This window comes from Yersinia kristensenii, from assembly GCF_900460525.1.
GTDB lineage: Bacteria > Pseudomonadota > Gammaproteobacteria > Enterobacterales > Enterobacteriaceae > Yersinia > Yersinia kristensenii.
This window is the reverse complement of record NZ_UHIY01000001.1, coordinates 1,382,169-1,405,418: the sequence shown is the minus strand read 5'-3', so window position 1 is coordinate 1,405,418 and position 23,250 is coordinate 1,382,169. Positions and strand designations below refer to the sequence as shown.

The following is a 23,250-nucleotide window of genomic DNA, read 5'->3' as shown; positions in this document are numbered from 1 at the left end:
GTTGCAGGAAGGCGGCAAGCAGAGGATCCCGATGAGCTTACTGTTGTTAGTGATTCGGGTGATTGAATGTAGCCAACGCACATGCGGCTTGAAGTATGACGGGGATAAATACCGTGTCGGATTACGCGGTATTTATCCTTTGATAGCCTGATAATCTGCAACCCCAGTGACAAACAATGATTGAAAAAACACAGGCATTTGAGAATCGGGTACTTGAACATCTGAACGCGGGGAAGACCGTTCGGAGTTTCTTGATGGCTGCTGTCGACTTATTGGCAGAAGCATTAAACATTCTCGTGGTGCAGGTTTTTCGTAAAGATGACTATGCGGTGAAATATGCCGTGGAGCCATTGCTGGTCGGGGATGGGCCGTTGGGTGAGCTATCAGTACGATTGAAGTTGGTTTATGCTTTGGGCGTCATAACCCGGCATGAGTATGAAGATGCCGAGCTATTAATGGCGCTGCGTGAAGAGCTAAACCATGATGGCACCGAGTATCGCTTTACCGATGACGAAATCCTCGGGCCATTTGGTGAATTGCATTGTGTGGCTGAATTGCCACCAGTTCCGACATTCTTACGCCCGGATGAAGCAGATGCTTCGCTGATTGCCATGCAACGCCAGCGTTATCAGCAAATGGTGCGCTCCACCATGGTGCTATCGATTACTGAATTACTCTCCCGTATCAGTCAAAAACAAGTTTCTAAGCTCTCACCACTCGGCCACGCCTAATTATGCTAGTGCGGTTAACCACTCATCTGCCAATAGCCAGAGTGCGGTGATTGCCATTAAGCCGCCCATCACACCATTAAATAGCCGCAACTTCCAATTGACGCGCAGCGCATGACGCAATTGATCACCCATCACCGCCCAAACCGCCACACAAGGCAGATTTAATAGAGCGAAACCACCGACAATCAGCAAAGTATGGCTCAGTGTTGCGCCTTCACGTGGAGTGAATAAGATGGCGACATTCATTGCCATCAACCAAGCTTTTGGATTAATTGCTTGAAATAATGCCCCCTGAATAAACCCCATTGGCTGCTCGCTGTCGCGCGCATTGGGGGTGCCGGAATTAAAAATCTTCCAGGATAACCACAGTAAATAACCGCCGCCCAATGTCACCAATGGCAAGCGAACCACGCCCACCCAACTGAGGATAAAGGCCAGCAGTGTGGTCATTAACGCGCATTGCAGCGCACAACCAAAGGTAATCCCCAGCATCATCGGGAAAGTGCGGCGCAAGCCAAAATTAACGCCGGATGCTGCCAACAACAGATTGTTCGGGCCGGGCGTGATCGACATGACGGTGACGTAACTGATGAAAGCGCTGTCTAACATAATATAAACCCCGATTTTCTTATTTTTCAAAAAGCGTATGACCAAGAGATTTAGCATAAACATCAATCCGTGATGGCGTCAGAAGCAGAAGTTATCTATTGTTATGGGTACAGTTTAAGTGTATCCAAACTGTACCCATCGATCCTGTGGAGAACTGTCACCATGTCCCTTGTTATGAATGAAATTCGCTACTTACAAGTGGCAGACAATTTGGCGCAAGCCATTAAAAATGGCAGTCTTCTGGCGGGGAGCCGTCTGCCTTCGGTGCGGAGTTACGCGCAGAGTCATCAGGTGAGTATCAATACTGTGGTCGCCGCGTATCGCACATTGGAAGACCGTGGCCTGATTGAGGCTCGCCCGCAGTCGGGTTTTTATGTCTGTAGCCCATCAACCGCCGTGGTGCCAACCGCCACAGTGGGGAAGCCGGTAGATGAAGTGCTGGATTTGATTGATACAGTCTTTGCCGCACAACAAAACCCGCACTTTACCAATATCTCGTTGGCCTGCCCGCAGACTGGCGATTTCTATCCCAGCGCCAAACTGGGCCGCATTATGGCTTCTTTGTTACGCCGTCAGCCGCAGTTGATCAGTCAATATGCGCTGCCCCCCGGTAACCAGCGCCTACGCCAGCAAATAGCTCGCCGCGCGATGACGTTGGGTATGTTGGCGGATCCGGCAGATATCACCATTACCCATGGATGTATGGAGGCGCTGCAATTAGCGCTCCGGGTGACCACCAAGCCGGGCGATTGTGTCGGGCTGGAGTCGCCGACTTATTTCTATCTGATGCCCTTATTAGCTAGCCTTGGCTTGAAAGCCGTGGAGATTCCGACTGACCCGCAGCAAGGGCTCTCATTGGATGTGTTGGAATTATTGCTGAAAGAAGGGCGGCTGAATGCACTGATTGCTATGCCGACGGTGCAAAATCCCATGGGTTATACCATGCCCCTCACTGCGAAAAAACGATTGGCGCAGTTGATGAACGATCATCAAGTGCCATTAATTGAAGATGGTTTATATGCCGAAATTCAATTTGGCTCGACGTTATCTCCGGCAGTTAAAGCATTCGATCGTGACGGCTGGATACTGTTTTGTTCCAGCTTCACCAAAACGCTGGCACCGGATTTCCGTATTGGTTGGATTGATGGGGGCCGCTTCGCAGAAGCGTTGCACAAGCTAAAAGCGGTATCGTCGATGGCGGAGCCGATGCTGTTGTCGGAAACACTGGCACTGTTCCTTGAGTCTGGCGGCTATGACCACCATCTGCGCAGTTTGCGCCGCCGTTATGCGCAGCAGGTTCAGCAAGCTCAACAACTGATTACCCGCTATTTTCCGCGGGGAACTACAGTGACACAGCCGGCTGGTGGGTTTGTATTTTGGGTCGAATTCCCTGATAGCGTCGATACTGTCGCGCTGTTTCATCAATTGCTGCAAGAGCAGATTTGCTTGACGCCGGGGACGCTTTATTCACCCAGTGGCCGGTATCGCAATGCATTTCGCCTATCGTGCTGTTATCCATTCAATAGCCGCTATACTGGGGCGCTGGAGCGGTTAGGGGCGGTTGCATGTGAAATTAGCGGTTTACCCGCCGGAATGCAGTGGCAACCAGTACAGGAGGCTGCTGCCGAAAGGCCTACATCCTGATACACTATCCATCTTGATGCACAATCAGTGCTATCTTATCTCCAACTTTAGCGAAATATCGTGCCCATCAGCGGCATGTACGGGCCAATACTATGAAAGAACATGCAGAAATCAAACGTCTAAGCGATATGCTGGATGCGCTGAACCATAAAGATCCGGCTGTTATACAGCAGGGTAATATGGAGTTAATCGCACAGCATATGAAAGAAAAAGAGAAACTGGCTGCTGAAATACAGCGTTTGAAAGAAGTGCGGGTTAAAAACCTGAGTGCTGAAGCCCAAAAGCTGGCGCAACTGCCATTCAGCCGAGCGATTACCAAGAAAGAGCAAGCGGATATGGGCACTTTGAAGAAAGCAGTGCGCGGCATTGTGGTGGTTCACCCAATGACAGCATTAGGTCGCGAGATGGGCCTGAAAGAAGTGACTGGTTACGCCAAAAAAGCGTTCTGATTGCGACTTTCGATAAAGCCGGGTGTGTGGCATAGCCACTGCCCGGTTTTTGCGGATTTGTATGACTCTTGATATATGCTAAGCATATCTCCCATATAAGTTTGCCGTCCTTGGCAATATTGTTTTGACTGACTATTCTCCTTGTCTGTACTCGAAATAAATAATCAGAAAGTTTCCCAATTATCCTGCTGATCATTACGGCTAGCGTCTGGGGCCGGGCGCGGTGTGGCTACACGTGAGGCGCTAGTATTGCTTTGAACAGTTTCAACTTCTGCTTCGGACAGCCGGAATACCGCGACCGCTTGCTCCAGTAAGATGGCTTGTTCAGCCAGTGAGTCAGCAGCTGCGGCCGATTCTTCCACCAATGCGGCGTTTTGTTGAGTGGTGCTGTCCATTTCGGAAATAGCCTGGCTGACTTGGGTGATACCCCGGCTTTGTTCATCAGAGGCCGAGGCGATTTCTGCCATAATATCGCGCACATGGGTGACGGAGCGGACGATATCTTCCATAGTTTGACCCGCATTTTGTACCAGCGAGGTACCAGCATTGACTTGAGATACCGACTCGCCAATCAACCCTTCAATTTCTTTCGCCGCTTGTGCACTACGCTGCGCCAAATTACGCACTTCACTGGCGACCACGGCAAAGCCCCGGCCTTGCTCACCGGCGCGTGCTGCTTCAACTGCGGCATTCAGTGCCAAAATATTGGTCTGGAAAGCAATGCTATTAATCACTGAGGTGATTTCAGAAATGCGTTTAGAGCTGCCGGAGATATCATTCATGGTGCGCACCACATCATTAACCAGCTTGCCACCTTGTTGCGCAGTTTGTGATGCCTCGGTGGCCAGTTGATTAGCGTGGTGAGCATTATCGGCATTCTGTTTAACCGTGGCATTCAATTGCTCCATACTGGCGGCAGTTTCTTCTACGGCGGCGGCTTGTTGTTCCGTGCGGGAGGATAAATCAGTATTGCCCGCGGCAATCTCGCCGGAAGCATGAGACACCTGACTGACGCCGATACGAATTTCATCAATCATGGCGCGCAGGTTTTCATTCATCCGGGCGACGGTATTCATCAGCAGGCCCAGTTCATCGGTACGAGTTGATGTGGTCTCTGCGGTTAAATCGCCGTTAGCAATGCGTTCAGCCATCGCCAGTGTGGTGCGCAGTGGCACGGTAATCTGGCGGGTCATGCGCCATGAAATCAGTAAGCCAAATAGCAAAGCGGCAATGACAGTAATAGTTAACTGCAATTGTGCATTATCGATTTCGTCGTGGGTGCCTTGCAGTTCTTGGGTGAACAGGTGGGTCGCCAACTTATTCAATTCATTGGCATTATCTTCCATCACTTTACCGACTTCCAACTCTTGTTGATAAGCCGGTAAATAGGCCAGAACATTGTCTTTATAGGCGCTGAGGCTGGAGATAACCGGGGCTAATAACTTTTGTTGGTCAGCGGATAACACTGGCATGAAAGCATTCGCCGCACTGTTGGCAATATTGATCGAGGTTATCAACGAAGATTCTGCATCTTGGTTGCGATCCAGCAATAAACCCCGCGCGTTATAGCGCACGGTCATCAACTTTTGGTTCATTTCCGCCAGTAGAATCTGGGTGTTGGTATCTGCGCCCTCATTGAGCAAGCTTTGCTGTAACTCATTGAGATTCTTTTGAGTTTCAGAGATATTCCAGCTTTTACGCACATCGTCTTTATGGGCTACTGCATTCACAAAGTTACTTTGTTGTTGCAGATATTCTTCTACCACATCGGAAATACTACTGATCGTTTTACGGTTATCTGCCGACCAGCCAAGTGTTTCACTTTGGTCTAATAGACTTTTTATCTTATTGATATGTTCTGAGTTTTCTTCGATATATTTCAAATCATAGGTGCGTTCATATAGCGCGCGATTATATTTTGCCTGGTTGGCTTCATCATTAATTTTGTAACTCAAGTCGACTTTATAAGCATGTTCTTCAATGACGGAGAAATGATAGGCAGTGGTACCCGCGATGATCCCAACTAACAACAACATCAGGAAAAAGCTTAATCCCAGCTTTTTACCGACTTTCACGTTTTCAAAATTACCAAAAATTTTGCTAAATCCTGCCATGTTCTGCTCCGTTATACGGTGTTTCTGATGCAAATTAATCAGTGTAGGTGAATAGGGGTAGGTCTAATTATTAGAATAATGATGGAGGGCTGGGCGTGAGGTCGCCTTGGCAAGAGTGCTTTTTCTCACGTTTTTGTCGCGATATTTAGGGCTGATGATTCATAGATTCATGCCATAAATGTCAGTATCCCTCTTGTGCAATCTATCGGCAGAAATTGGCGAAACTTTAGCAAAAAAAATGCCAGCAAGAGGGCCTTGCTGGCATGGTTTTCGGCTTTATACTCTGCGGACTTGAAGCCGCAGAATGGCTAGCTGAGAATTACTTAGCTTGAGCGAAACGAGCGGCTGCTTCGTCCCAGTTAACCACGTTCCAGAATGCTTTGATGTAGTCTGGGCGGCGGTTTTGGAATTTCAGATAGTAAGCATGTTCCCACACATCCAGGCCAACAATCGGGAAGCCAGACGCGCCAGAAACCGCTTCGCCCATCAGCGGGCTGTCTTGGTTAGCAGTAGAAACAACAGCCAGTTTGCCATCGTCTTTCAGAACCAGCCAAGCCCAACCTGAACCGAAACGCGTTGCCGCAGCTTGTTCAAATTTTTCTTTGAAGCTGTCAACACTGCCGAAGTCGCGTTCAATCGCGGCTTTCAGGTCACCGGTCAGAGTGGTGCCCAGTTTCAGGCCTTTCCAGAACAAGCTGTGGTTAGCATGGCCGCCAGCGTTATTACGCATAAAGGTGCGTTTTTCTGCCGGAACTTTGTCCAGATCTTTGATCAGATCTTCAACACTGAATTTAGCCAGCTCAGGGAAGCTCTCCAACACCGTATTTGCATTGTTAACATAGGTTTGGTGGTGTTTGGTATGATGGATTTCCATCGTCTGCTTATCGAAGTGGGGTTCTAAAGCATCATAAGCATAAGGCAGGGATGGCAGTGAGTAACTCATAATCATCGTCTCCGTAGGTGTAGGGCGGCGCAAAAAAGTAAGCACCGCGTAAGCATTCGGATCATTATAGTTAATTAAATGATATTGAAAATGATTATCAATGCCGTACAAATTGTGTGGTTTTTATGTGTTAATCCGCTGCGGGTGGGTATATACCGTTGCGCGACCGGGTTTACTGAAACCAACCAAGGTGAGATTACAGCGCTCAGCGACTTCCACCGCTAAGGTTGTGGCAGCTGAAACAGCAAATAAAATTTCGGCACCGCACATGGCGGCTTTCTGTACCATCTCATAGCTGGCGCGGCTGGAAACCAGCACTGCACCTTGCCGCCACGGCTGTTTAGCTCGAATCCCGAGCAGCTTATCCAGTGCGACATGGCGGCCCACATCTTCGCAGCCACCTAATAATTCCCCTTGAGGATTAATCCAGGCGGCGGCATGGGTGCAGCCGGTCAGTTGGCCCACGGTTTGCACCTGTTTGAGTTGTGCAAGTGCATGGTCTAAATGATTAAAATCAAAAGATTGCGTGAACGGCAAGGGCGTAATTGGGCGGAAAATATCGTCCAGTTGCTCAATACCACAGACACCACACCCAGTGCGGCCAGCCATCGCCCGGCGGCGTTCTTTTAAACCGACAAAACGGCGGCTGGATAACTCAATGTTAACTTCTATGCCATTACAGCCAGGATTAACATCAATGGCGTAGATTTCTTGCGGCGTACTAATAATTCCCTCTGATAACGAAAACCCCAGCGCGAAAGCCTCTAAATCCTTGGGGGTGGCCATCATCACCACATGAGAAATGCCGTTGTACACCAGAGCTACCGGTACTTCCTCTGCCAACCAATCCAACTGCGGCTCGGCCATTTGATGGCGCTGTAGCACGTTAAGCTGTCGGGCGCCGCAAATTCCGGTTGAAAGGTCAATATCTGAAGGTTTGATCTGGCTCACTATGCGGCCCTGAAAGTTATAACCCATAATCACAATGTGGTAACATTCACATTAAGAATGGTATGGGTATGATTCCATTTCAATAGGAATGTATCCCACACCGATAAAGGTGATATCGCTTTAGCGATTTTAGCGCTTCTGGTTTTGTTGAGGGAAGCGCGAACTGAATTTTAAATTCATACAATGTGACAATGAATGAAGGAGAGACCCATGCAGGTCAGCAGAAGGCAGTTCTTTAAGATCTGCGCTGGCGGTATGGCAGGAACCACGGTCGCGGCACTCGGCTTTACGCCGTCAGTGGCGCTAGCGGAAACGCGCAATTATAAGTTGCTGCGCGCCCGTGAAACGCGGAATACCTGCACATATTGCTCCGTCGGTTGCGGGCTTTTGATGTATAGCCTCGGCGATGGTGCTAAAAACGCCAAAGAGAGTATTTTCCACATTGAAGGGGACCCAGATCATCCGGTAAACCGTGGTGCACTGTGCCCTAAAGGTGCGGGGCTGGTGGATTTCATTCACAGTGAAAGCCGCTTGAAATACCCAGAATATCGCGCGCCAGGTTCAGATAAATGGCAGCGAATCACTTGGAATGATGCATTTGACCGCATTGCCAAGCTGATGAAAGAAGACCGGGATGCTAATTTCATTAAGACCAACGATGCGGGTGTGACCGTCAACCGTTGGCTGAGTACCGGTATGTTGTGTGCTTCGGCATCCAGTAATGAAACGGGTTATTTGACCCAGAAATTTAGTCGCGCTCTCGGCATGCTTGCCGTAGACAACCAAGCACGTGTCTGACACGGACCAACGGTAGCAAGTCTTGCTCCAACATTTGGTCGCGGTGCGATGACCAACCACTGGGTTGACATCAAGAACGCAGACTTAATTATCGTCATGGGCGGTAATGCGGCAGAAGCGCATCCGGTGGGGTTCCGCTGGGCGATGGAAGCCAAAATCCACAACAATGCCAAGCTGCTGGTGATAGACCCGCGCTTTACTCGTACTGCTTCGGTGGCGGACTTCTATACGCCGATCCGATCCGGTAGCGATATCGCGTTCCTGTCCGGCGTGTTGTTGTATCTGATGACCAACAACAAAATTAATCGCGAATATGTCGAAGCTTATACCAACGCCAGCTTGCTGGTGCGGGAAGACTATACTTTCGACGATGGTTTGTTCAGTGGTTATGACGCCGAAAACCGCAAATACGATAAAACCAGCTGGAATTACCAGTTGGATGAAAACGGCTTTGCGAAACGCGACGTCACCTTGCAAGATCCGCGCTGTGTGTGGAACTTGCTGAAAGAACACGTCAGCCGTTACACGCCGGATGTGGTCTCCAACATTTGCGGTACGCCAAAAGCCGATTTCTTGCAGGTTTGCGAATATCTCGCCGAAACCAGTGTGTCCAATAAAACCGCCACATTCCTGTATGCGCTGGGCTGGACACAGCACTCAGTTGGTGCGCAGAACATCCGCACTATGGCGATGATTCAGTTGTTGCTCGGCAATATGGGCATGGCAGGGGGCGGGATTAACGCCTTGCGCGGTCACTCTAATATTCAGGGCTTAACTGACCTGGGCTTGCTGTCGCAAAGCTTGCCGGGCTACCTGAACTTGCCGTCAGAAAAACAGCCGGATATTGATATTTACCTGAAGGCCAACACGCCGAAAACCCTGTTGCCGGGCCAAGTTAACTACTGGAGCAATTACCCGAAATTCTTCGTCAGCCTGATGAAAAGTTTCTACGGTGACAACGCCCAGAAAGAGAACGGCTGGGGCTACGATTGGTTACCGAAGTGGGATAAAGGCTACGACGTATTGCAGTATTTCGAGATGATGTCGCAGGGCAAAGTGAATGGCTATATTTGCCAGGGCTTTAACCCAGTTGCTTCATTCCCGAATAAAAACAAAGTAGTGGCCTCACTGTCGAAACTGAAGTTCCTGATCACGATTGACCCGCTCAATACGGAAACCTCGAATTTCTGGCAAAACCACGGTGAATTTAACGATGTCGATCCATCGAAAATTCAAACCGAGGTATTCCGCTTGCCATCCAGTTGTTTTGCTGAAGAAAACGGTTCCATCGTTAACTCTAGCCGCTGGCTGCAATGGCACTGGAAAGGTGCGGATTCACCGGGCGAAGCATTGAACGACGGTGCCATTTTGGCGGGTATCTTTAGTCGTCTACGTGATATGTACCGCCGGGAAGGGGGTGCAGTGCCAGAACAGGTGCTCAATATGACTTGGGATTACCTGACGCCAGATAATCCAGAGCCAGAAGAAGTGGCACAGGAAAGCAATGGTAAAGCGCTGGCCGATATCACCGATGCCGATGGCAAAGTGCTGGTCAAAAAAGGCGAGCAGCTCAGCACCTTTGCTCACTTGCGCGATGACGGCACCACCGCCAGTGGTTGTTGGATTTTTGCCGGTAGCTGGACTCCAGCCGGTAACCAAATGGCACGGCGCGATAATGCTGACCCATCCGGTTTGGGCAATACCTTGGGCTGGGCATGGGCATGGCCGCTTAACCGCCGCATTCTATACAACCGCGCGTCTGCTGACCCACAGGGTAAACCTTGGGATCCGAAACGCCAGCTGTTGGAATGGGATGGAGCTAAATGGGGGGGCGTGGATATTCCCGATTACAGCGCCGCCGCACCGGGCAGTGATGTTGGGCCATTTATCATGCAGCCAGAGGGCATGGGCCGTCTGTTTGCCATCGACAAAATGGCAGAAGGGCCGTTCCCGGAACATTATGAGCCGTTCGAAACGCCGCTGGGCACCAACCCACTGCATCCGAATGTGATATCCAACCCAGCCGCACGCGTCTTTAAAGACGATTTGGCTGCCATGGGTTCTCATGAGCAGTTCCCGTATGTCGGTACCACTTATCGTCTGACCGAGCATTTCCATTACTGGACTAAGCATGCGCTGCTCAATGCTATCGCGCAGCCAGAACAGTTTATCGAGATTGGCGAGAAACTGGCGGCGAAAAAAGGCATTAAGCAGGGTGATACCGTGAAAGTCAGTTCCAACCGCGGCTATATCAAAGCCAAGGCGGTGGTGACCAAACGTATTCGCACGCTGAATGTTCATGGGCAAGAAGTTGACACTATTGGTATCCCGATCCACTGGGGTTATGAAGGGGTAGCGAAAAAAGGCTTTATTGCCAATACCCTGACACCCTTTGTCGGTGATGCTAATACGCAAACGCCAGAGTTCAAGGCGTTCCTGGTCAACGTGGAAAAGGTGTAACGGAGATAACCTATGTCACTGCAAACTCAAGACATTATCCGGCGCTCCGGCACCAACTCCCTTACGCCGCCGCCACAGGCACGTAATCATCAGGAAGAGGTGGCCAAGCTTATCGACGTCACCACCTGTATCGGCTGTAAAGCTTGTCAGGTGGCGTGTTCGGAATGGAACGATATCCGTGATGAAGTGGGTCATAACGTCGGGGTGTATGACAACCCCGCTGATTTGACCGCCAAGTCATGGACGGTGATGCGCTTCTCTGAAGTTGAAGACGAAGAGAGCGGCAAGCTGGAGTGGCTGATCCGTAAGGATGGCTGCATGCATTGCGCGGATCCGGGCTGTTTGAAAGCCTGCCCGTCAGAAGGCGCTATCATTCAGTATGCGAATGGCATCGTCGATTTCCAATCAGAACACTGTATCGGCTGTGGCTACTGTATCGCCGGTTGCCCATTTGACGTGCCGCGCATGAATAAAGACGACAACCGGGTGTACAAATGTACTCTGTGCGTCGATCGTGTCGGTGTGGGTCAGGAACCGGCTTGTGTGAAAACCTGCCCGACCGGGGCGATTCACTTTGGTACTAAAGAGGCGATGAAAGAAGTGGCCGCAGGCCGGGTTAGTGAGTTGAAAACGCGTGGCTTTGATAACGCCGGGTTATATGACCCAGCGGGTGTTGGGGGCACTCACGTGATGTATGTTCTACATCATGCTGATAAACCTCAGCTTTATCATGGCTTGCCGGAGAACCCGACCATCAGCCCGACAGTCACTTTCTGGAAAGGTATCTGGAAACCACTGGCGGCGATCGGCTTTGCTGCGACCTTTGCCGCCAGTATCTTCCATTATGTGGGCGTCGGCCCGAACCGGGTTGAGGAAGAGGAGGACGAAGACGATAAATCGGATTCCACCCCTTCTGATACGGCATCCAAGGCTCCTGAGCCAACCACCGCTGAACACTCAGACGACGGGGAGACGCGGAAATGAAAAAAGAAAAGCGGATCCAGCGCTACAGTGCGCCGGAGCGAATCAACCACTGGATAGTGGCCTTTTGTTTTATGTTGGCCGCCATCAGTGGTTTGGGGTTCTTCTTCCCGTCATTCAACTGGCTGATGAATATTTTTGGTACGCCGCAGTTGGCGCGCATCCTTCACCCCTTCGCGGGGGTGATTATGTTCGCCGCCTTCCTGATCATGTTTTTCCGTTACTGGAAACATAACTTGATCAACAAGGAAGACCTGGAGTGGGCTAAAAATATCCATAAAATCGCCATGAATGAGGAAGTGGGTGACACGGGGCGCTATAATTTTGGTCAGAAATGCGTATTCTGGGCTGCTATTATCAGCCTGGTGTTATTGCTGGCCAGTGGCGTGGTGATTTGGCGACCTTACTTTGCGCCCTCCTTCCCGATCCCACTGATTCGCCTGGCGCTGCTGGTGCATTCGCTGGCGGCGGTAGGATTGATTATTGTCATTATGGTGCATATCTATGCCGCCCTGTGGGTGAAAGGCACGATTACCGCGATGGTGGAAGGTTGGGTACCGGCAGCATGGGCTAAAAAGCACCATCCGCGTTGGTATCGTGAAGTTAACGCCAAAAGGCAACTTCAGAACAAACAGGAAGAGAAACCCTGATGAGTATTCGCATTGTCCCTAAAGATCAATTAGGAAAACAGAGCGAAAAAGGCACGACGGCGGGGAATATCCCGCCGTTACTTTTCGCGAATTTAAAAAGCCTGTATACCCGGCGTACCGAGCGTTTGCAGCAGCTAGCGCTGGATAATCCGCTGGCGGACTATCTGGATTTTGCGGCTAAAATTACACAGGCGCAGCAAAAAGCACTGCATGACCACCCGCTGGTGTTGGACATGCAAGCGGAGTTGGCGCAATCCGCGGCCAGTGGTAAACCGCCGCTGGATTTAAGCGTTTTTCCCCGTACTGACCACTGGCGCAAGCTATTGTCAGCGCTCATTGCCGAGCTACGCCCTGATGCGCCCGACCCTATTGCAGCGGTGCTGGATAATCTGGATAAGGCATCGGTACATGAGCTGGAGTTGGACGCCGATGCGCTGTTAAACCGCGAATTTGCCAATGTAGGTAGCGAAAAAGCGCCCTTTATCTGGGCGGCGCTATCCTTGTATTGGACGCAAATGGCCAGCCAAATCCCCGGTAAAGCGCGGGCTGAGTATGGTGAACATCGCCAATTTTGCCCGGTATGCGGCAGTATTCCTGTCTCCAGTGTGGTACACATTGGCACCCACAGCGGTTTGCGTTATTTACACTGCAATTTGTGTGAGAGCGAGTGGCATGTGGTGCGGATTAAATGCAGTAATTGCGAGCAAACTCGTGATTTGAACTACTGGTCGCTGGACAGCGAATTGGCTGCTGTGAAAGCAGAAAGTTGTGGCGATTGTGGCACTTACCTGAAAATCTTATATCAAGAAAAAGACCCGATGGTCGAAGCAGTTGCCGACGATTTAGCCTCGCTGATTCTCGATGCCAAGATGGAAGGTGAAGGTTTTGCCCGCAGCAGTATTAATCCGTTCGTGTTTCCAGGTGAATAACTTTTTTCGAGTCAATAGGGTCGCGAGTGAATAAGTTCCCCGGGGAGTCAACTTCCCGGTGAGTCATATATAATATGAGTTCCCGTAGCATTTAATAACCCCCGCTGAGTGACTATGAGCGCAGAATCCCATCATCTTTACAGCCAGTTACCCGCCATAGACAGCTTGTTGCGGTCGTCAGAAATGGCCCCTTTGCTTGACGAATATGGCGCAGCTCTGTTAACTGAAACCCTGCGTTTGATGCAGGCTGAGGCCCGTGAATATATTGGTCAATTCCATACATTGGCTGATTGGTGCGCAGACTGGCCAGCGGCTTTACGTCAGCGATTAAATCAACGTCAACCCGCATTGAAACCCGTTTTTAACCTCTCCGGCACGGTTTTACACACCAATTTAGGGCGAGCGCCTTTAGCGGAATCCGCTATTGCTGCGGTGACTGACGCCATGCGTGGCGCGGTTACCCTCGAATATTCTCTGAGTAATGCCGTTCGCGGTCATCGTGATCGCGCGGTGGCCGATTTGCTCTGCGAACTGACCGGGGCGGAAGATGCCTGCATCGTCAATAATAATGCTGCTGCGGTGTTTTTGATGCTGACAGTCATGGTGGCTGGGAAGCAAGTCGTGGTTTCTCGTGGCGAGTTGGTCGAAATTGGCGGTGCTTTTCGCATTCCGGATGTGATGCGTCAGGCCGGTTGTGAGCTGGTTGAAGTCGGCACCACCAACCGCACCCACCTGAAAGATTACCACCAGGCTATTAATGAACACACCGGCCTGCTGATGAAAGTGCACACCAGCAATTACAGCATTGAGGGTTTTACGGCCTCAGTGACGGAGCAACAATTGGCGGCTTTGGGGCATGAATTTGCTATCCCGACCGCGACAGATCTGGGCAGCGGTTCGCTGGTGGATATGACCCGCTACGGCTTACCGGCTGAACCGATGCCACAGCAATTGATCGCGGCGGGTGTCGATTTGGTAACTTTCTCGGGTGATAAACTGCTTGGAGGCCCACAGGCGGGGATCATTCTCGGTAAAAAACAGTGGATTGAGCAATTGCAGCAGCATCCGCTCAAGCGGGTATTGCGGGCCGATAAAATGACATTGGCGGCGCTGGACGCTACTTTACGTCTCTATCAGCAGCCCGACCGCTTGAGTGAGTTATTACCGACCCTGCGGCTACTGACGCGCTCGGCGCAGAATATTGCCGAGAGCGCACAGCGGGTGTTGGCTGCACTCAATGGCAGCTATGGTGCGGATTTTACACTGGCTGCTGAGCCATGTTGGTCGCAGATTGGCAGTGGTTCATTACCTGTAGACCGTTTACCCAGTTGGGCGGTAACATTTATGCCTAAAGAGGGCAGTGGAAGTGCGCTGGAAGCACTCACAGCACGCTGGCGTGGATTGGCTAAACCCGTCATTGGCCGCGTCGCTGATGGGCGTTTATGGTTGGATTTGCGCTGTTTGGAGGATGAAACGGCGTTGCTCAGGGAGCTGGCACCATGATTATTGCAACTGCGGGACATGTCGACCACGGTAAAACTACGCTTTTACAGGCGATTACTGGGGTCAATGCTGACCGCTTGCCGGAAGAAAAGCAGCGCGGAATGACCATTGACTTGGGCTATGCCTATTGGCCACAACCGGATGACAGTATCATTGGGTTTATTGATGTTCCCGGACATGAGAAATTTCTTGCCAATATGTTGGCTGGCGTGGGCGGCATTGATCACGCTTTGCTGGTGGTGGCGTGTGATGATGGCGTAATGGCGCAAACTCGCGAGCATCTGGCGATTTTACGGCTGACGGGCCACCCGACATTGACGGTCGCACTGACTAAAGCTGACCGAGCATCTGGCGAGCGGATTGAGCAAGTCCGCCAGCAAGTGATGGCTGAACTGTCAGCTCAAGGCTGGCCAGCAGAGCAAGTCACTCTGTTTGTCACGGCAGCGACAGCCGATCGCGGTATCAGCGAATTGCGCGAGCATCTGGCGCAATGTCATCAGCAAGATGAAAATAATAGCCGGCTACAGCGGCGTTTTAGGCTGGCGATTGACCGCGCATTCAGTGTGAAAGGTGCCGGTTTAGTGGTCACAGGGACGGCGTTAGCGGGTAAAGTCGCGGTGGGCGATACCCTATGGCTCACTGGCAGCGATTGTCCGGTGCGGGTTCGGGGCATCCACGCTCAAAACCAAGATACGCAGCAAGCACAAGCGGGGCAGCGCATTGCGCTGAATATCACTGGCGATATTAGCAAACAACAAATCGATCGCGGCGACTGGCTATTAGCGCAACAGCCACCAGAATCCGTTGATCGGGTTTTGGTTATTGTCGATGCCGATGAACCGATACAGCATTGGCAACCGCTGCATTTGCATCATGCTGCCAGCCATATTACCGGGCGCTTTTCACTGCTTAACAGTTCTCAGCAGGAGGGCGATAAACCCCAATGGATATTGGCTGAGATATTGCTGGATACCCCTCTGTGGCTGGCTGAGAATGATCGGCTGATCCTACGGGATATCGCCGCGAAAAAGACCTTGGGTGCTGCACGGGTCATCCACCTGGCGGTGCCAAAACGCGGTAAGCGGCAACCGGCATTTTTGGCGTGGTTAACCGCGTTAGCGCAGGCGAAGTCAGACAGTGAAGTGCTGGGGCTGCATTTGGCGCAAGGGCCGCTCTCTGTGGGTAAGTTCAGTTGGGCGCGCCAGCTGAGTAGCCATGATATGGCTGCATTATTAACCGGTACTGACTGCGTTATTGCCGGTGATATTGCATTGTCTAGCCCTCATGCCCAACAAGCGCAACAAACCTTATTGCATGTTTTATGCCTTTATCATCAGCAACATAATGATCAGTTAGGGTTAGGTCGGGCGCGTTTGCGGCGCATGGCATTGCCGACACTGGATGAAACTTTAGTGTTTCGTTTGATTGATGATTTGCTGACACAGGGCGCGCTAAAGAATACTCGCGGCTGGCTGCACCTGCCCGAACATGGATTAGGATTTACCGAGCAAGAACAAGCACGATGGCAACAGGTTGCCCCCTATTTCTCTGACGATCCCTGGTGGGTGCGTGATTTAGCCACAGAGTTAGTCATGGATGAAGGCGAGATGCGCAGCTTATTACGCAAAGCCGCGCAACTGGGCTACATCACGGCAATTGTCCCTGACCGCTACTATCTGAGCCAACGTATTGAGCAGTTTGCTGATTTAATTCGTGAGCTGGACGCCAGTCAAGGCAGTGCCAGTGCAGCGGATTTCCGCGACAAATTGGGCATTGGCCGCAAACTGGCGATTCAAATCCTTGAATTCTTTGACCGCAGTGGGTTTACCCGCCGCCGGGGTAATGACCATTTCCTGCGCGACAGGGGGCTGTTTTCTGCTGTGAATTGAGCTTCTGAGCGAGGCGTGCATTAAGTCTGTTTAACAGATATTAAGTGACACGCCTCGGCAATATTACTCTGTAGCCAATGAATCTGGCTGGCGACGGATAAAAATCATCACCAAACCTAGCCACAGCAACCCACTGATTAAGTTGAACAGATTGAAGATTCCGCTGTTGCCCCACAGATACGCCACTTTGGCGAATTCAATCCCCAAGGTGAAGACCATCATACTGATCATCCCCATGGCGGCCGACACTGTGCCTTTACTGATGTCACTGGCAAACAGCGTCAAGCGCACCAAGCCAGCATTCGCCAGGCCAATACCAAAGGCATACAGACTTAACCCGGCCGTCATCCACAAATAAGCATGAGATGAATAGAGGGTCGAGCCAGCGGCAATCATCAGGCCAATAATCATTGGGCCTGCGCCATAGCGGATAAGCTGCGGAATACTTTTTTTGCCGCTCAGTCTCGCCAGTGTTAGGTTACCGATAATCAGTGCGCCGAAAATGGGCACCTGCAACACGCCGTATTCCACCGTCGATAATTTCTCACCGCTGATCAGAATCACCGGCGATTGCGCAATCCATGCCAGCAGAGGCAAGCTGGCAAAGCCCAACGCCAGCGATCCGCACAGGAAACGGCGGTTAGCGAGCACTTGCTTATAATCGTGCCACATCGCCCCTACCGACAGTTTTTCCCCTTTGCGCGAGGCGGTTTCTGGCATTGCCCGCCATAATCCAGCAAATGAAATCGCACCCAGCACCGCAAATATCACAAACATGGATTGCCACGGGGCGACATGTATCAAGGCGGCACCAGCCAGGGGGCCGAGTAGCGGGGCAATTAATGCCACATTTGCCATCAGCGCGGTGATTTTAATACAGACCGCTTCTTCAAATGATTCCTGAATAGTGGCGTAGCCGACAGCACCGATAAAGCACAGGCCGATCCCTTGCAGGAAGCGCATGGCGATAAACTGTTCAATAGACGTGACCAATAATATGGCAAGGCACGTCACCACAAAAAATGCGACGCCAACCAGCATCACCGGGCGACGCCCACGGCGATCCGATAATGGCCCCAGCAGCCATTGCAAGAACATCCCGCCAGCCAGATAAGCTGTCATGGAAGTCGGAACCCACTCAACGCTGGCATTAAAATCGGCGACCACCGCCAGCATACCGGGCTGAATCATATCGTTGGCGATATAGGTGGCAAATTCGAATAATACCAAACACAGGGGAAATAAAAGCGCCCGTCGACCTAAGCGCGTCGCGGGTGAAAATGAAGTTTGCATAAGTTAAGCTATTAATAATAAACATAAAAAAGGGAACTGCTCAGGCAGGATGTACAGTCAGAGCATGTTAGGACGGCTATTTTGCCGTCAATATAACGTTATGGCAACAATTACCCTTCGTGCTTGATGCCGTTTCATTTACTTTGGGTATCAGCCGAATTTACGTTATTGTTTGCAGCCTGATTATTGGCGTCCTAAATAACTAGGCGCTTTTAAGTATAAAAACAGGTGATAGAGAGTATGCATGACCAATAAGATTGGCTGGATTGATAACTTGCGCGCCGTCGCCTGCATTATGGTGGTCATGATCCATGCCACGACTTATTACGTCACCCGTGGTGCGCAGGTAGGAGAAGTGAATTGGGACATTGCCAACTTGCTGAATTCGGCCTCTCGAGCTTGCGTGCCTTTGTTCTTTATGATCTCCGGTTATCTATTTTTTGGTGAAAAAAGCGCGCAGAAAAAGCATTTTACCCGCATAGGGCTATGCTTGTTGTTCTACAGTTTGATTGCGCTGATTTATATTTCGACGCTGACCCCCATCAATGGTTGGGCGGCGCTGAACAATATCCTGCAAAAACCGGTGTTTTATCATTTATGGTTTTTCTACGCCATTATCGTGGTTTATCTGGTTTCACCGCTGATTAATGTTAAACCGGTATCAGGCCGCTATCTGGCGGTGGTCATTCTGTTGTTGGCGGTGGTGGCTAACCCACAGACCAGTCAATACACCGTTGGCGACTTCCATTTATTGCCGATAAATCTCTATATCTACGGCGATACTTTCTATTACTTATTGTATGCGCTGCTGGGGCGGGCCATTGGTATGCTCGATACTCGGGGGCGGGGTATCAGTTGGGGCGCGGCATTGTTGTTCATTATGAGTGTGGTATTCATTGCTATCTCAACGGAGAAACAGACGCGAATCAATGGCAGCTTTGCGGATACATTCTATATGTACTGCGGCCCGTTGGTTTTTGTTGCGGCGGTATCACTGCTGGTGTGGTTTAAAAATTGCCTGAATCAGCCTATTGCCTGGTTGAGTTGGCTGGCCGGGCATTCACTGGCGATTTACGGTTTCCATGCGCTTATTATTCATTTTATCCGCACCCATCATTATGATTTTACAGACTATCCGGTGCTGGATATTTTCTATGTCTTCGCGCTAGCACTGGCACTGAGCACCTTACTGTCCATGGGATTACAGCGCATTGACCGGCGGCGATTAGTCAGTTAACTGTGGCCTGCCGCGCTGTTGCGCGCGTCGAAGCTGGCGGGCGGAGGAAAAACCCGCCGCCAGTGCTGCTTTCTCCAGATTAAGCCCCTCTTGCAGGCGGACTTCAGCCACGGCTACCCGTAATTGCTCGTGAAATTCGCGCACACTGATCCCAACATGTTCGCGGAATAATCGGGTTAAATGACGGCTACTAACATGGGCTTTCTGTGCAACCTGAAGCAGCGACCACTCCTCTTGGGGGGCTGCGGACATCACATCCTGCGCTCGGTGTACCGCCGGATGGAGATGGTTGCGGTAACGTAACCACGGCGAAAGTTGCGGGTCATCCCCCGAGCGGCGGAAATAAACCACCATCTCCCGCGCGACTTCCAGCGCGGTTTGCGGGCTGCAATAGCGGCTGATCAGATGCAAAGAGAGATCAATACCGGCGGTAATCCCCGCACTGGTATAGACCCCGCGATCTTCAACAAAAATACGGTTTTCTTTGGTTTGGGCCGCCGGAGCTTGTTGGCGCAACCGTTCAAGCACATGATGATGAGTGGTGCATTGATAGCCATCCAATAGCCCGGCTTGCGCTGCCAACAACGCCCCGGAACAGACACAAACCAGAATCGTTTTTTGTTGTTTAATCGCGACTGTCTGCTGTTGTAGCCAGTGGCGAGCTATTGCTGCAGTCTCGGTCGCAAAATAGTGGCGTGAATCACTCACACCCGGCACTACCAGTAAACTGCCTTCCGGTAAGCTGTCTGGTAGCGGCTGCAACTGGCCCAACATCATCTCAGTGGATGACATCACTTGTGGCAAGGGGCTGATATAACAAAGATTAAACGCCCCTGCCAGCCGTAGCGTTTCAGCCGGGCCGGTTAAATCTAGTGACAACACGCCAGGCAGCAAGAGAAAATAGACATTTCGTCGCATTGTTAATTCACCGTTACCGGTTGATATATCCCCTTTTGACGATAGGGACATAAGGCTCTCTGGTTAGATATCATTTATTGCATGATTCATCCAGAGCATGCAATGTTTCCGCGACGGTACGAACAGCAGCAAACCGGTCGATGAGCACGGTTTCGGTGCGTAATTTTAATTCAGCACTGCTCAGGACGATGCCATTAGGTTGAGTCATAGGGAACGTCAATGTGGCATCCGTGACAAAAGTGACTTGATAACCTAAATCCGACGCCACGCGCGCAGTGGTTTCACAGCATTGTTCAGTGCGCATGCCCGCAATAATCAGGTGATTTATTTGCCGCTCTTTCAGCCATTGATCCAGCCCGGAATCGGTCAGCGCATTATGCACCCGTTTTTGCACGGTGACATCCGCCTGATGGGACACCAGAGACATGGGTTTCACATAGCCAGAAGCCAGTGAAAACGGGCCTTCAGGAGCAACATGGAAGACATCTACTAGCGCAACGCCCCGCTGTTTACAGCCTGTAATCAGCTGGTTCAGAGCCGCAGAGAAAGCGGGTAAATCATCTTGCTGCCAAAAAGACTTATGTTCGAATGATTGTTGAACATCAATGATCAGTAATGCGCTGTTAGTCATTTCCGGCCCTCCGCCGTAGGGGTATGGCTCCATTATTGGCGGGTTTTGAGCTGAGTGAAATGCCAAATCCGGCCATCATAGGGAATAAAAGGGACCAGATTTTACTTCCGCCCCAAGTAGATTAAAAAGTTAATGAAAAAAGACTCATTAAAACAGTTTATTGGCCGAAAACACTGATTAAGGAAAAATGTTATTCACGATAAGACGATATACATTGGAATGGAATAAACCATGCAAGACCTTAATAACGCGATGTTGATAAAGAAAAATAATCAGTTAAATAACATCCTAGTGGCAATAGCATTTTTGTTTAGTGCTGGAGTGAGTGAAGCGGCAATAAGTCTGGATAGAACACGGATTATTTTCAACAGTACCGACACATCAGCCAGTATTGTTTTGCAAAATAAAAGCGCGACATCGCCTTATTTGGCGCAATCCTGGTTGGAAAATACAGCCGGGCAAAAAGTAGATAGCCCATTGTCTGTATTACCCCCGATACAACGGATTGATGCGGGTCAGAAAACTTTGGTGCGCATTATCTCGCTACCAGATGTTAAGCAGTTAGCCACCGATCGTGAAACTTTGTTCTATTTTAATGTGCGGGAAATACCGCCGAAGAGTGAAATGACTGATGCGGTACAAATAGCTATTCAAAGCAAAATAAAACTATTTTATCGGCCAGAGGCGATTAAAGCGGATTATAAGGCTATCTGGCAGGAGAAATTACAGTTTAGCCAGAAAATAGAATCTCTTAAAATTCATAATCCTACACCATATTACGTCACGCTAGGGCATTTAAATCGGGATAATCGCGGTAACTTCCCCGGTTTTGACAGTGTCATGATTGCGCCATTTAGCACTGAGTCCATTAAGACTCCCGGATATAATGGTGACTATTATAGCATCGGCTATATGGATGATTTTGGCCAGATGATCATTCGCCATGTTAACTGCTCGATAGGTCATTGCCAGATTCAGGCTGTGGAAAAGAAATAATCCTCTCTACAACCTGTTATGCGTTATAACCTGAACTTTAGCTTATTTACACAATTTATCTTATTCACATAATGGCAGTAATTGCTGATAAAGCTTTTTAAAGGTGACACGACGAGCGGCATAATTCTGATGGCGCTGTGCATCTGGCAAATGTGTTTGCTCCAGTGGCAGTGCAGGTAATAAATCAGCTAATGGAATATCCGGATTGAGGGCAATTTGGGCTAATCGGGCGGCACCTAAAGCAGGGCCGACATCACCGCCAGTTCGATACTCCAGTGTTTGGCCGCTAATATCTGCCAGCATTTGCCGCCAATATGGGCTTCGCGCTCCGCCACCAATTAAGGTGACCGATTTGGGTTGTAACCCGCTGGCATGCAGAGCATCCATTCCGTCAGCTAAAGCAAATCCTACTCCCTCCAATACCGCACGGGCTAAATCTGCCCGGCCATGTTCATGGGTAAAGCCCCAGAAAGCCCCTTTAGCATTCGGATTATTATGAGGAGTTCGTTCGCCAGAAAGATAGGGCAAAAACCACACTGGCGTGGCAGCTTGCGGCGTATTTTCGACTTCATCAATCAGCGCAGGGACACTCTCGGCTCCTGTGAGTTGGCAAGCCCAATCAAGACATGATGCGGCGCTCAACATTACTGACATCAGGTGCCAGGTACTCGGTAAAGCATGGCAAAAGCTGTGCACGGCACTGGCCGGATTACTCAAGAAGCCATCACTGACCGCAAAATAGACGCCGGATGTGCCTAGCGACAACATCGCCTGCCCGGTTTGATACAAGCCAACCCCGATTGCACCGGCGGCATTATCCCCTCCGCCAGCAACTACCGGAACTGGGTTGAGGCCCCAGCGGCGCGCAATATCCGCACTGACATGGCCGGTAATCTGGCTACCCTCTAAGAGGGCGGGCATGTGCTGGCGATTTAGGCCGCAGGCCGCCAGCATTTCATCACTCCAATCGCGTTTTGCTACATCGAGCCACATTGTTCCAGCGGCATCGGACATATCACTAGCAAAATCGCCACTGATTAGAAAACGTAAATAATCTTTTGGTAACAACACCTTATCAATGTGCTTAAATATATCTGGCTCATTCTCCGCCAGCCATTTTAGCTTCGGTGCGGTAAAGCCCGGCATCATAAGATTACCGGTAATTTGGCGGGATTCCGCTACCGCTTTTTCCAGCGCCTGGCATTGGACAAAACTGCGGCCATCATTCCATAAAATGGCTGGGCGCAGCACTCGATGCTGTTTATCCAGCAAGGTTGCACCGTGCATTTGGCCGGTCAGTCCGAGGGCTTTTACTTGTTTTAAATCATGGTCTGCGGCTAAGGTTTGCATTGCTTGATCAGCGGCTTGCCACCAATCGGCGGGGTTTTGCTCAGACCATAAAGGATGTAGGCGGGAGACAGATAACGCTGCACCTTGGCTGGCAATGACTTGCCCGTTTTCGGCCAGGAGAATGGCTTTAACGCCGGAGGTGCCTAGATCGATGCCAAGGTACATATATGTTCC

Annotated in this window: 19 protein-coding genes; 11 read left to right on the top strand and 8 right to left on the bottom strand. The window is 50.5% G+C overall.

What is annotated here, in order from left to right; translation table 11 throughout:
• Positions 1-176 precede the first annotated feature (176 nt).
• Positions 177-731, top strand: coding sequence for an MltR family transcriptional regulator (locus DX162_RS06500; RefSeq protein ID WP_004391133.1), 555 nt, complete (start codon positions 177-179; stop codon positions 729-731).
• Here the strand turns inward: DX162_RS06500 and DX162_RS06495 are convergent, their stop codons facing one another.
• A complete protein-coding gene (locus tag DX162_RS06495; RefSeq protein WP_032820110.1) occupies positions 732-1,340 on the bottom strand; it encodes a LysE family translocator in 609 nt (202 codons plus the stop codon). It lies immediately after the preceding gene.
• Between the two features lie 162 nt (positions 1,341-1,502).
• Between DX162_RS06495 and DX162_RS06490 the strand changes: the two genes are divergently transcribed.
• Together DX162_RS06490 and DX162_RS06485 are read left to right on the top strand one after the other, a co-directional pair.
• Entirely contained in the window at positions 1,503-2,984 is a 1,482-nt protein-coding gene (locus tag DX162_RS06490; RefSeq protein WP_032820076.1) for an aminotransferase-like domain-containing protein, read from the top strand.
• A gap of 92 nt (positions 2,985-3,076) precedes the next feature.
• Positions 3,077-3,433: a YibL family ribosome-associated protein gene (locus DX162_RS06485; RefSeq protein ID WP_004391136.1), complete on the top strand. Its 357-nt coding sequence runs from the start codon at positions 3,077-3,079 to the stop codon at positions 3,431-3,433.
• A 164-nt stretch (positions 3,434-3,597) separates the two neighbouring features.
• Here the strand turns inward: DX162_RS06485 and DX162_RS06480 are convergent, their stop codons facing one another.
• From DX162_RS06480 to fdhD, 3 genes are all read right to left on the bottom strand, one after another.
• The gene (locus DX162_RS06480) at positions 3,598-5,547 is read right to left on the bottom strand and encodes a methyl-accepting chemotaxis protein (RefSeq protein ID WP_004391139.1); all 1,950 of its coding nucleotides are present in this window, start codon (positions 5,545-5,547) and stop codon (positions 3,598-3,600) included.
• 319 nt (positions 5,548-5,866) lie between these two features.
• On the bottom strand, positions 5,867-6,490 hold the full coding sequence (gene sodA, locus DX162_RS06475) for a superoxide dismutase [Mn] (protein WP_013650637.1): 624 nt from the start codon (positions 6,488-6,490) through the stop codon (positions 5,867-5,869).
• 123 nt (positions 6,491-6,613) lie between these two features.
• Positions 6,614-7,468, bottom strand: a complete 855-nt coding sequence (gene fdhD, locus DX162_RS06470; RefSeq protein WP_032820079.1) for a formate dehydrogenase accessory sulfurtransferase FdhD — start codon at positions 7,466-7,468, stop codon at positions 6,614-6,616.
• Positions 7,469-7,651: 183 nt separating this feature from the next.
• Here fdhD and fdnG point away from each other — a divergent pair, with 183 nt between their 5' ends.
• From fdnG to selB, 6 genes are all read left to right on the top strand, one after another.
• On the top strand, positions 7,652-10,699 hold the full coding sequence (gene fdnG, locus DX162_RS06465; RefSeq protein ID WP_115155848.1) for a formate dehydrogenase-N subunit alpha: 3,048 nt from the start codon (positions 7,652-7,654) through the stop codon (positions 10,697-10,699).
• A 12-nt stretch (positions 10,700-10,711) separates the two neighbouring features.
• A complete protein-coding gene (gene fdxH / locus DX162_RS06460) occupies positions 10,712-11,683 on the top strand; it encodes a formate dehydrogenase subunit beta (protein WP_004391144.1) in 972 nt (323 codons plus the stop codon).
• Positions 11,680-12,330, top strand: coding sequence for a formate dehydrogenase cytochrome b556 subunit (gene fdoI / locus DX162_RS06455; protein ID WP_032820081.1), 651 nt, complete (start codon positions 11,680-11,682; stop codon positions 12,328-12,330). Before fdxH ends, fdoI begins: the two co-directional genes overlap by 4 nt.
• Positions 12,330-13,259 carry a formate dehydrogenase accessory protein FdhE gene (gene fdhE / locus DX162_RS06450; protein WP_004391145.1) on the top strand — a complete coding sequence of 310 codons (930 nt, stop codon included), beginning with the start codon at positions 12,330-12,332 and terminating at the stop codon, positions 13,257-13,259. Before fdoI ends, fdhE begins: the two co-directional genes overlap by 1 nt.
• Positions 13,260-13,373: 114 nt before the next feature.
• Positions 13,374-14,762: an L-seryl-tRNA(Sec) selenium transferase gene (gene selA / locus DX162_RS06445; RefSeq protein WP_004391146.1), complete on the top strand. Its 1,389-nt coding sequence runs from the start codon at positions 13,374-13,376 to the stop codon at positions 14,760-14,762.
• Positions 14,759-16,651: a selenocysteine-specific translation elongation factor gene (selB, locus tag DX162_RS06440; protein WP_032820082.1), complete on the top strand. Its 1,893-nt coding sequence runs from the start codon at positions 14,759-14,761 to the stop codon at positions 16,649-16,651. Before selA ends, selB begins: the two co-directional genes overlap by 4 nt.
• Positions 16,652-16,714: 63 nt before the next feature.
• On the opposite strand, the gene DX162_RS06435 is transcribed toward selB, so the two are convergent.
• Positions 16,715-17,944, bottom strand: a complete 1,230-nt coding sequence (locus tag DX162_RS06435) for an MFS transporter (protein ID WP_004391148.1) — start codon at positions 17,942-17,944, stop codon at positions 16,715-16,717.
• Between the two features lie 244 nt (positions 17,945-18,188).
• Here DX162_RS06435 and DX162_RS06430 point away from each other — a divergent pair, with 244 nt between their 5' ends.
• Complete coding sequence (locus DX162_RS06430) at positions 18,189-19,181, top strand: acyltransferase (protein WP_004391149.1); 993 nt, start codon at positions 18,189-18,191, stop codon at positions 19,179-19,181.
• Here DX162_RS06430 and DX162_RS06425 read toward each other — a convergent pair.
• On the bottom strand, positions 19,170-20,099 hold the full coding sequence (locus DX162_RS06425) for a GlxA family transcriptional regulator (protein ID WP_032820083.1): 930 nt from the start codon (positions 20,097-20,099) through the stop codon (positions 19,170-19,172). The two genes, DX162_RS06430 and DX162_RS06425, sit on opposite strands and share 12 nt — an antisense overlap.
• Before the next feature lie 70 nt (positions 20,100-20,169).
• Positions 20,170-20,730, bottom strand: a complete 561-nt coding sequence (locus DX162_RS06420) for an isochorismatase family protein (protein WP_032820085.1) — start codon at positions 20,728-20,730, stop codon at positions 20,170-20,172.
• Positions 20,731-20,961: 231 nt separating this feature from the next.
• On the opposite strand from DX162_RS06420, the gene DX162_RS06415 reads away from it, so the two are divergent.
• Positions 20,962-21,726, top strand: coding sequence for a fimbrial biogenesis chaperone (locus tag DX162_RS06415; protein WP_004391151.1), 765 nt, complete (start codon positions 20,962-20,964; stop codon positions 21,724-21,726).
• A gap of 60 nt (positions 21,727-21,786) precedes the next feature.
• Here the strand turns inward: DX162_RS06415 and xylB are convergent, their stop codons facing one another.
• Positions 21,787-23,241, bottom strand: a complete 1,455-nt coding sequence (xylB, locus tag DX162_RS06410; RefSeq protein WP_004391152.1) for a xylulokinase — start codon at positions 23,239-23,241, stop codon at positions 21,787-21,789.
• Positions 23,242-23,250 lie beyond the last annotated feature (9 nt).

Bases quoted from the DNA above. Each gene is read 5' to 3' on its own strand.
- sodA (WP_013650637.1), bottom strand. From the start codon at position 6,490: ATGAGTTACTCACTGCCATCCCTGCCTTATGCTTATGATGCTTTAGAA.
- fdoI (WP_032820081.1), top strand. From the start codon at position 11,680: ATGAAAAAAGAAAAGCGGATCCAGCGCTACAGTGCGCCGGAGCGAATC.
- DX162_RS06435 (WP_004391148.1), bottom strand. From the start codon at position 17,944: ATGCAAACTTCATTTTCACCCGCGACGCGCTTAGGTCGACGGGCGCTT.
- xylB (WP_004391152.1), bottom strand. From the start codon at position 23,241: ATGTACCTTGGCATCGATCTAGGCACCTCCGGCGTTAAAGCCATTCTC.
- DX162_RS06485 (WP_004391136.1), top strand. From the start codon at position 3,077: ATGAAAGAACATGCAGAAATCAAACGTCTAAGCGATATGCTGGATGCG.
- DX162_RS06425 (WP_032820083.1), bottom strand. From the start codon at position 20,099: ATGCGACGAAATGTCTATTTTCTCTTGCTGCCTGGCGTGTTGTCACTA.
- fdhD (WP_032820079.1), bottom strand. From the start codon at position 7,468: ATGGGTTATAACTTTCAGGGCCGCATAGTGAGCCAGATCAAACCTTCA.
- DX162_RS06500 (WP_004391133.1), top strand. From the start codon at position 177: ATGATTGAAAAAACACAGGCATTTGAGAATCGGGTACTTGAACATCTG.
- DX162_RS06480 (WP_004391139.1), bottom strand. From the start codon at position 5,547: ATGGCAGGATTTAGCAAAATTTTTGGTAATTTTGAAAACGTGAAAGTC.
- DX162_RS06495 (WP_032820110.1), bottom strand. From the start codon at position 1,340: ATGTTAGACAGCGCTTTCATCAGTTACGTCACCGTCATGTCGATCACG.
- fdhE (WP_004391145.1), top strand. From the start codon at position 12,330: ATGAGTATTCGCATTGTCCCTAAAGATCAATTAGGAAAACAGAGCGAA.
- DX162_RS06430 (WP_004391149.1), top strand. From the start codon at position 18,189: ATGACCAATAAGATTGGCTGGATTGATAACTTGCGCGCCGTCGCCTGC.
- DX162_RS06490 (WP_032820076.1), top strand. From the start codon at position 1,503: ATGTCCCTTGTTATGAATGAAATTCGCTACTTACAAGTGGCAGACAAT.
- fdxH (WP_004391144.1), top strand. From the start codon at position 10,712: ATGTCACTGCAAACTCAAGACATTATCCGGCGCTCCGGCACCAACTCC.
- DX162_RS06415 (WP_004391151.1), top strand. From the start codon at position 20,962: ATGCAAGACCTTAATAACGCGATGTTGATAAAGAAAAATAATCAGTTA.
- DX162_RS06420 (WP_032820085.1), bottom strand. From the start codon at position 20,730: ATGACTAACAGCGCATTACTGATCATTGATGTTCAACAATCATTCGAA.
- selA (WP_004391146.1), top strand. From the start codon at position 13,374: ATGAGCGCAGAATCCCATCATCTTTACAGCCAGTTACCCGCCATAGAC.
- selB (WP_032820082.1), top strand. From the start codon at position 14,759: ATGATTATTGCAACTGCGGGACATGTCGACCACGGTAAAACTACGCTT.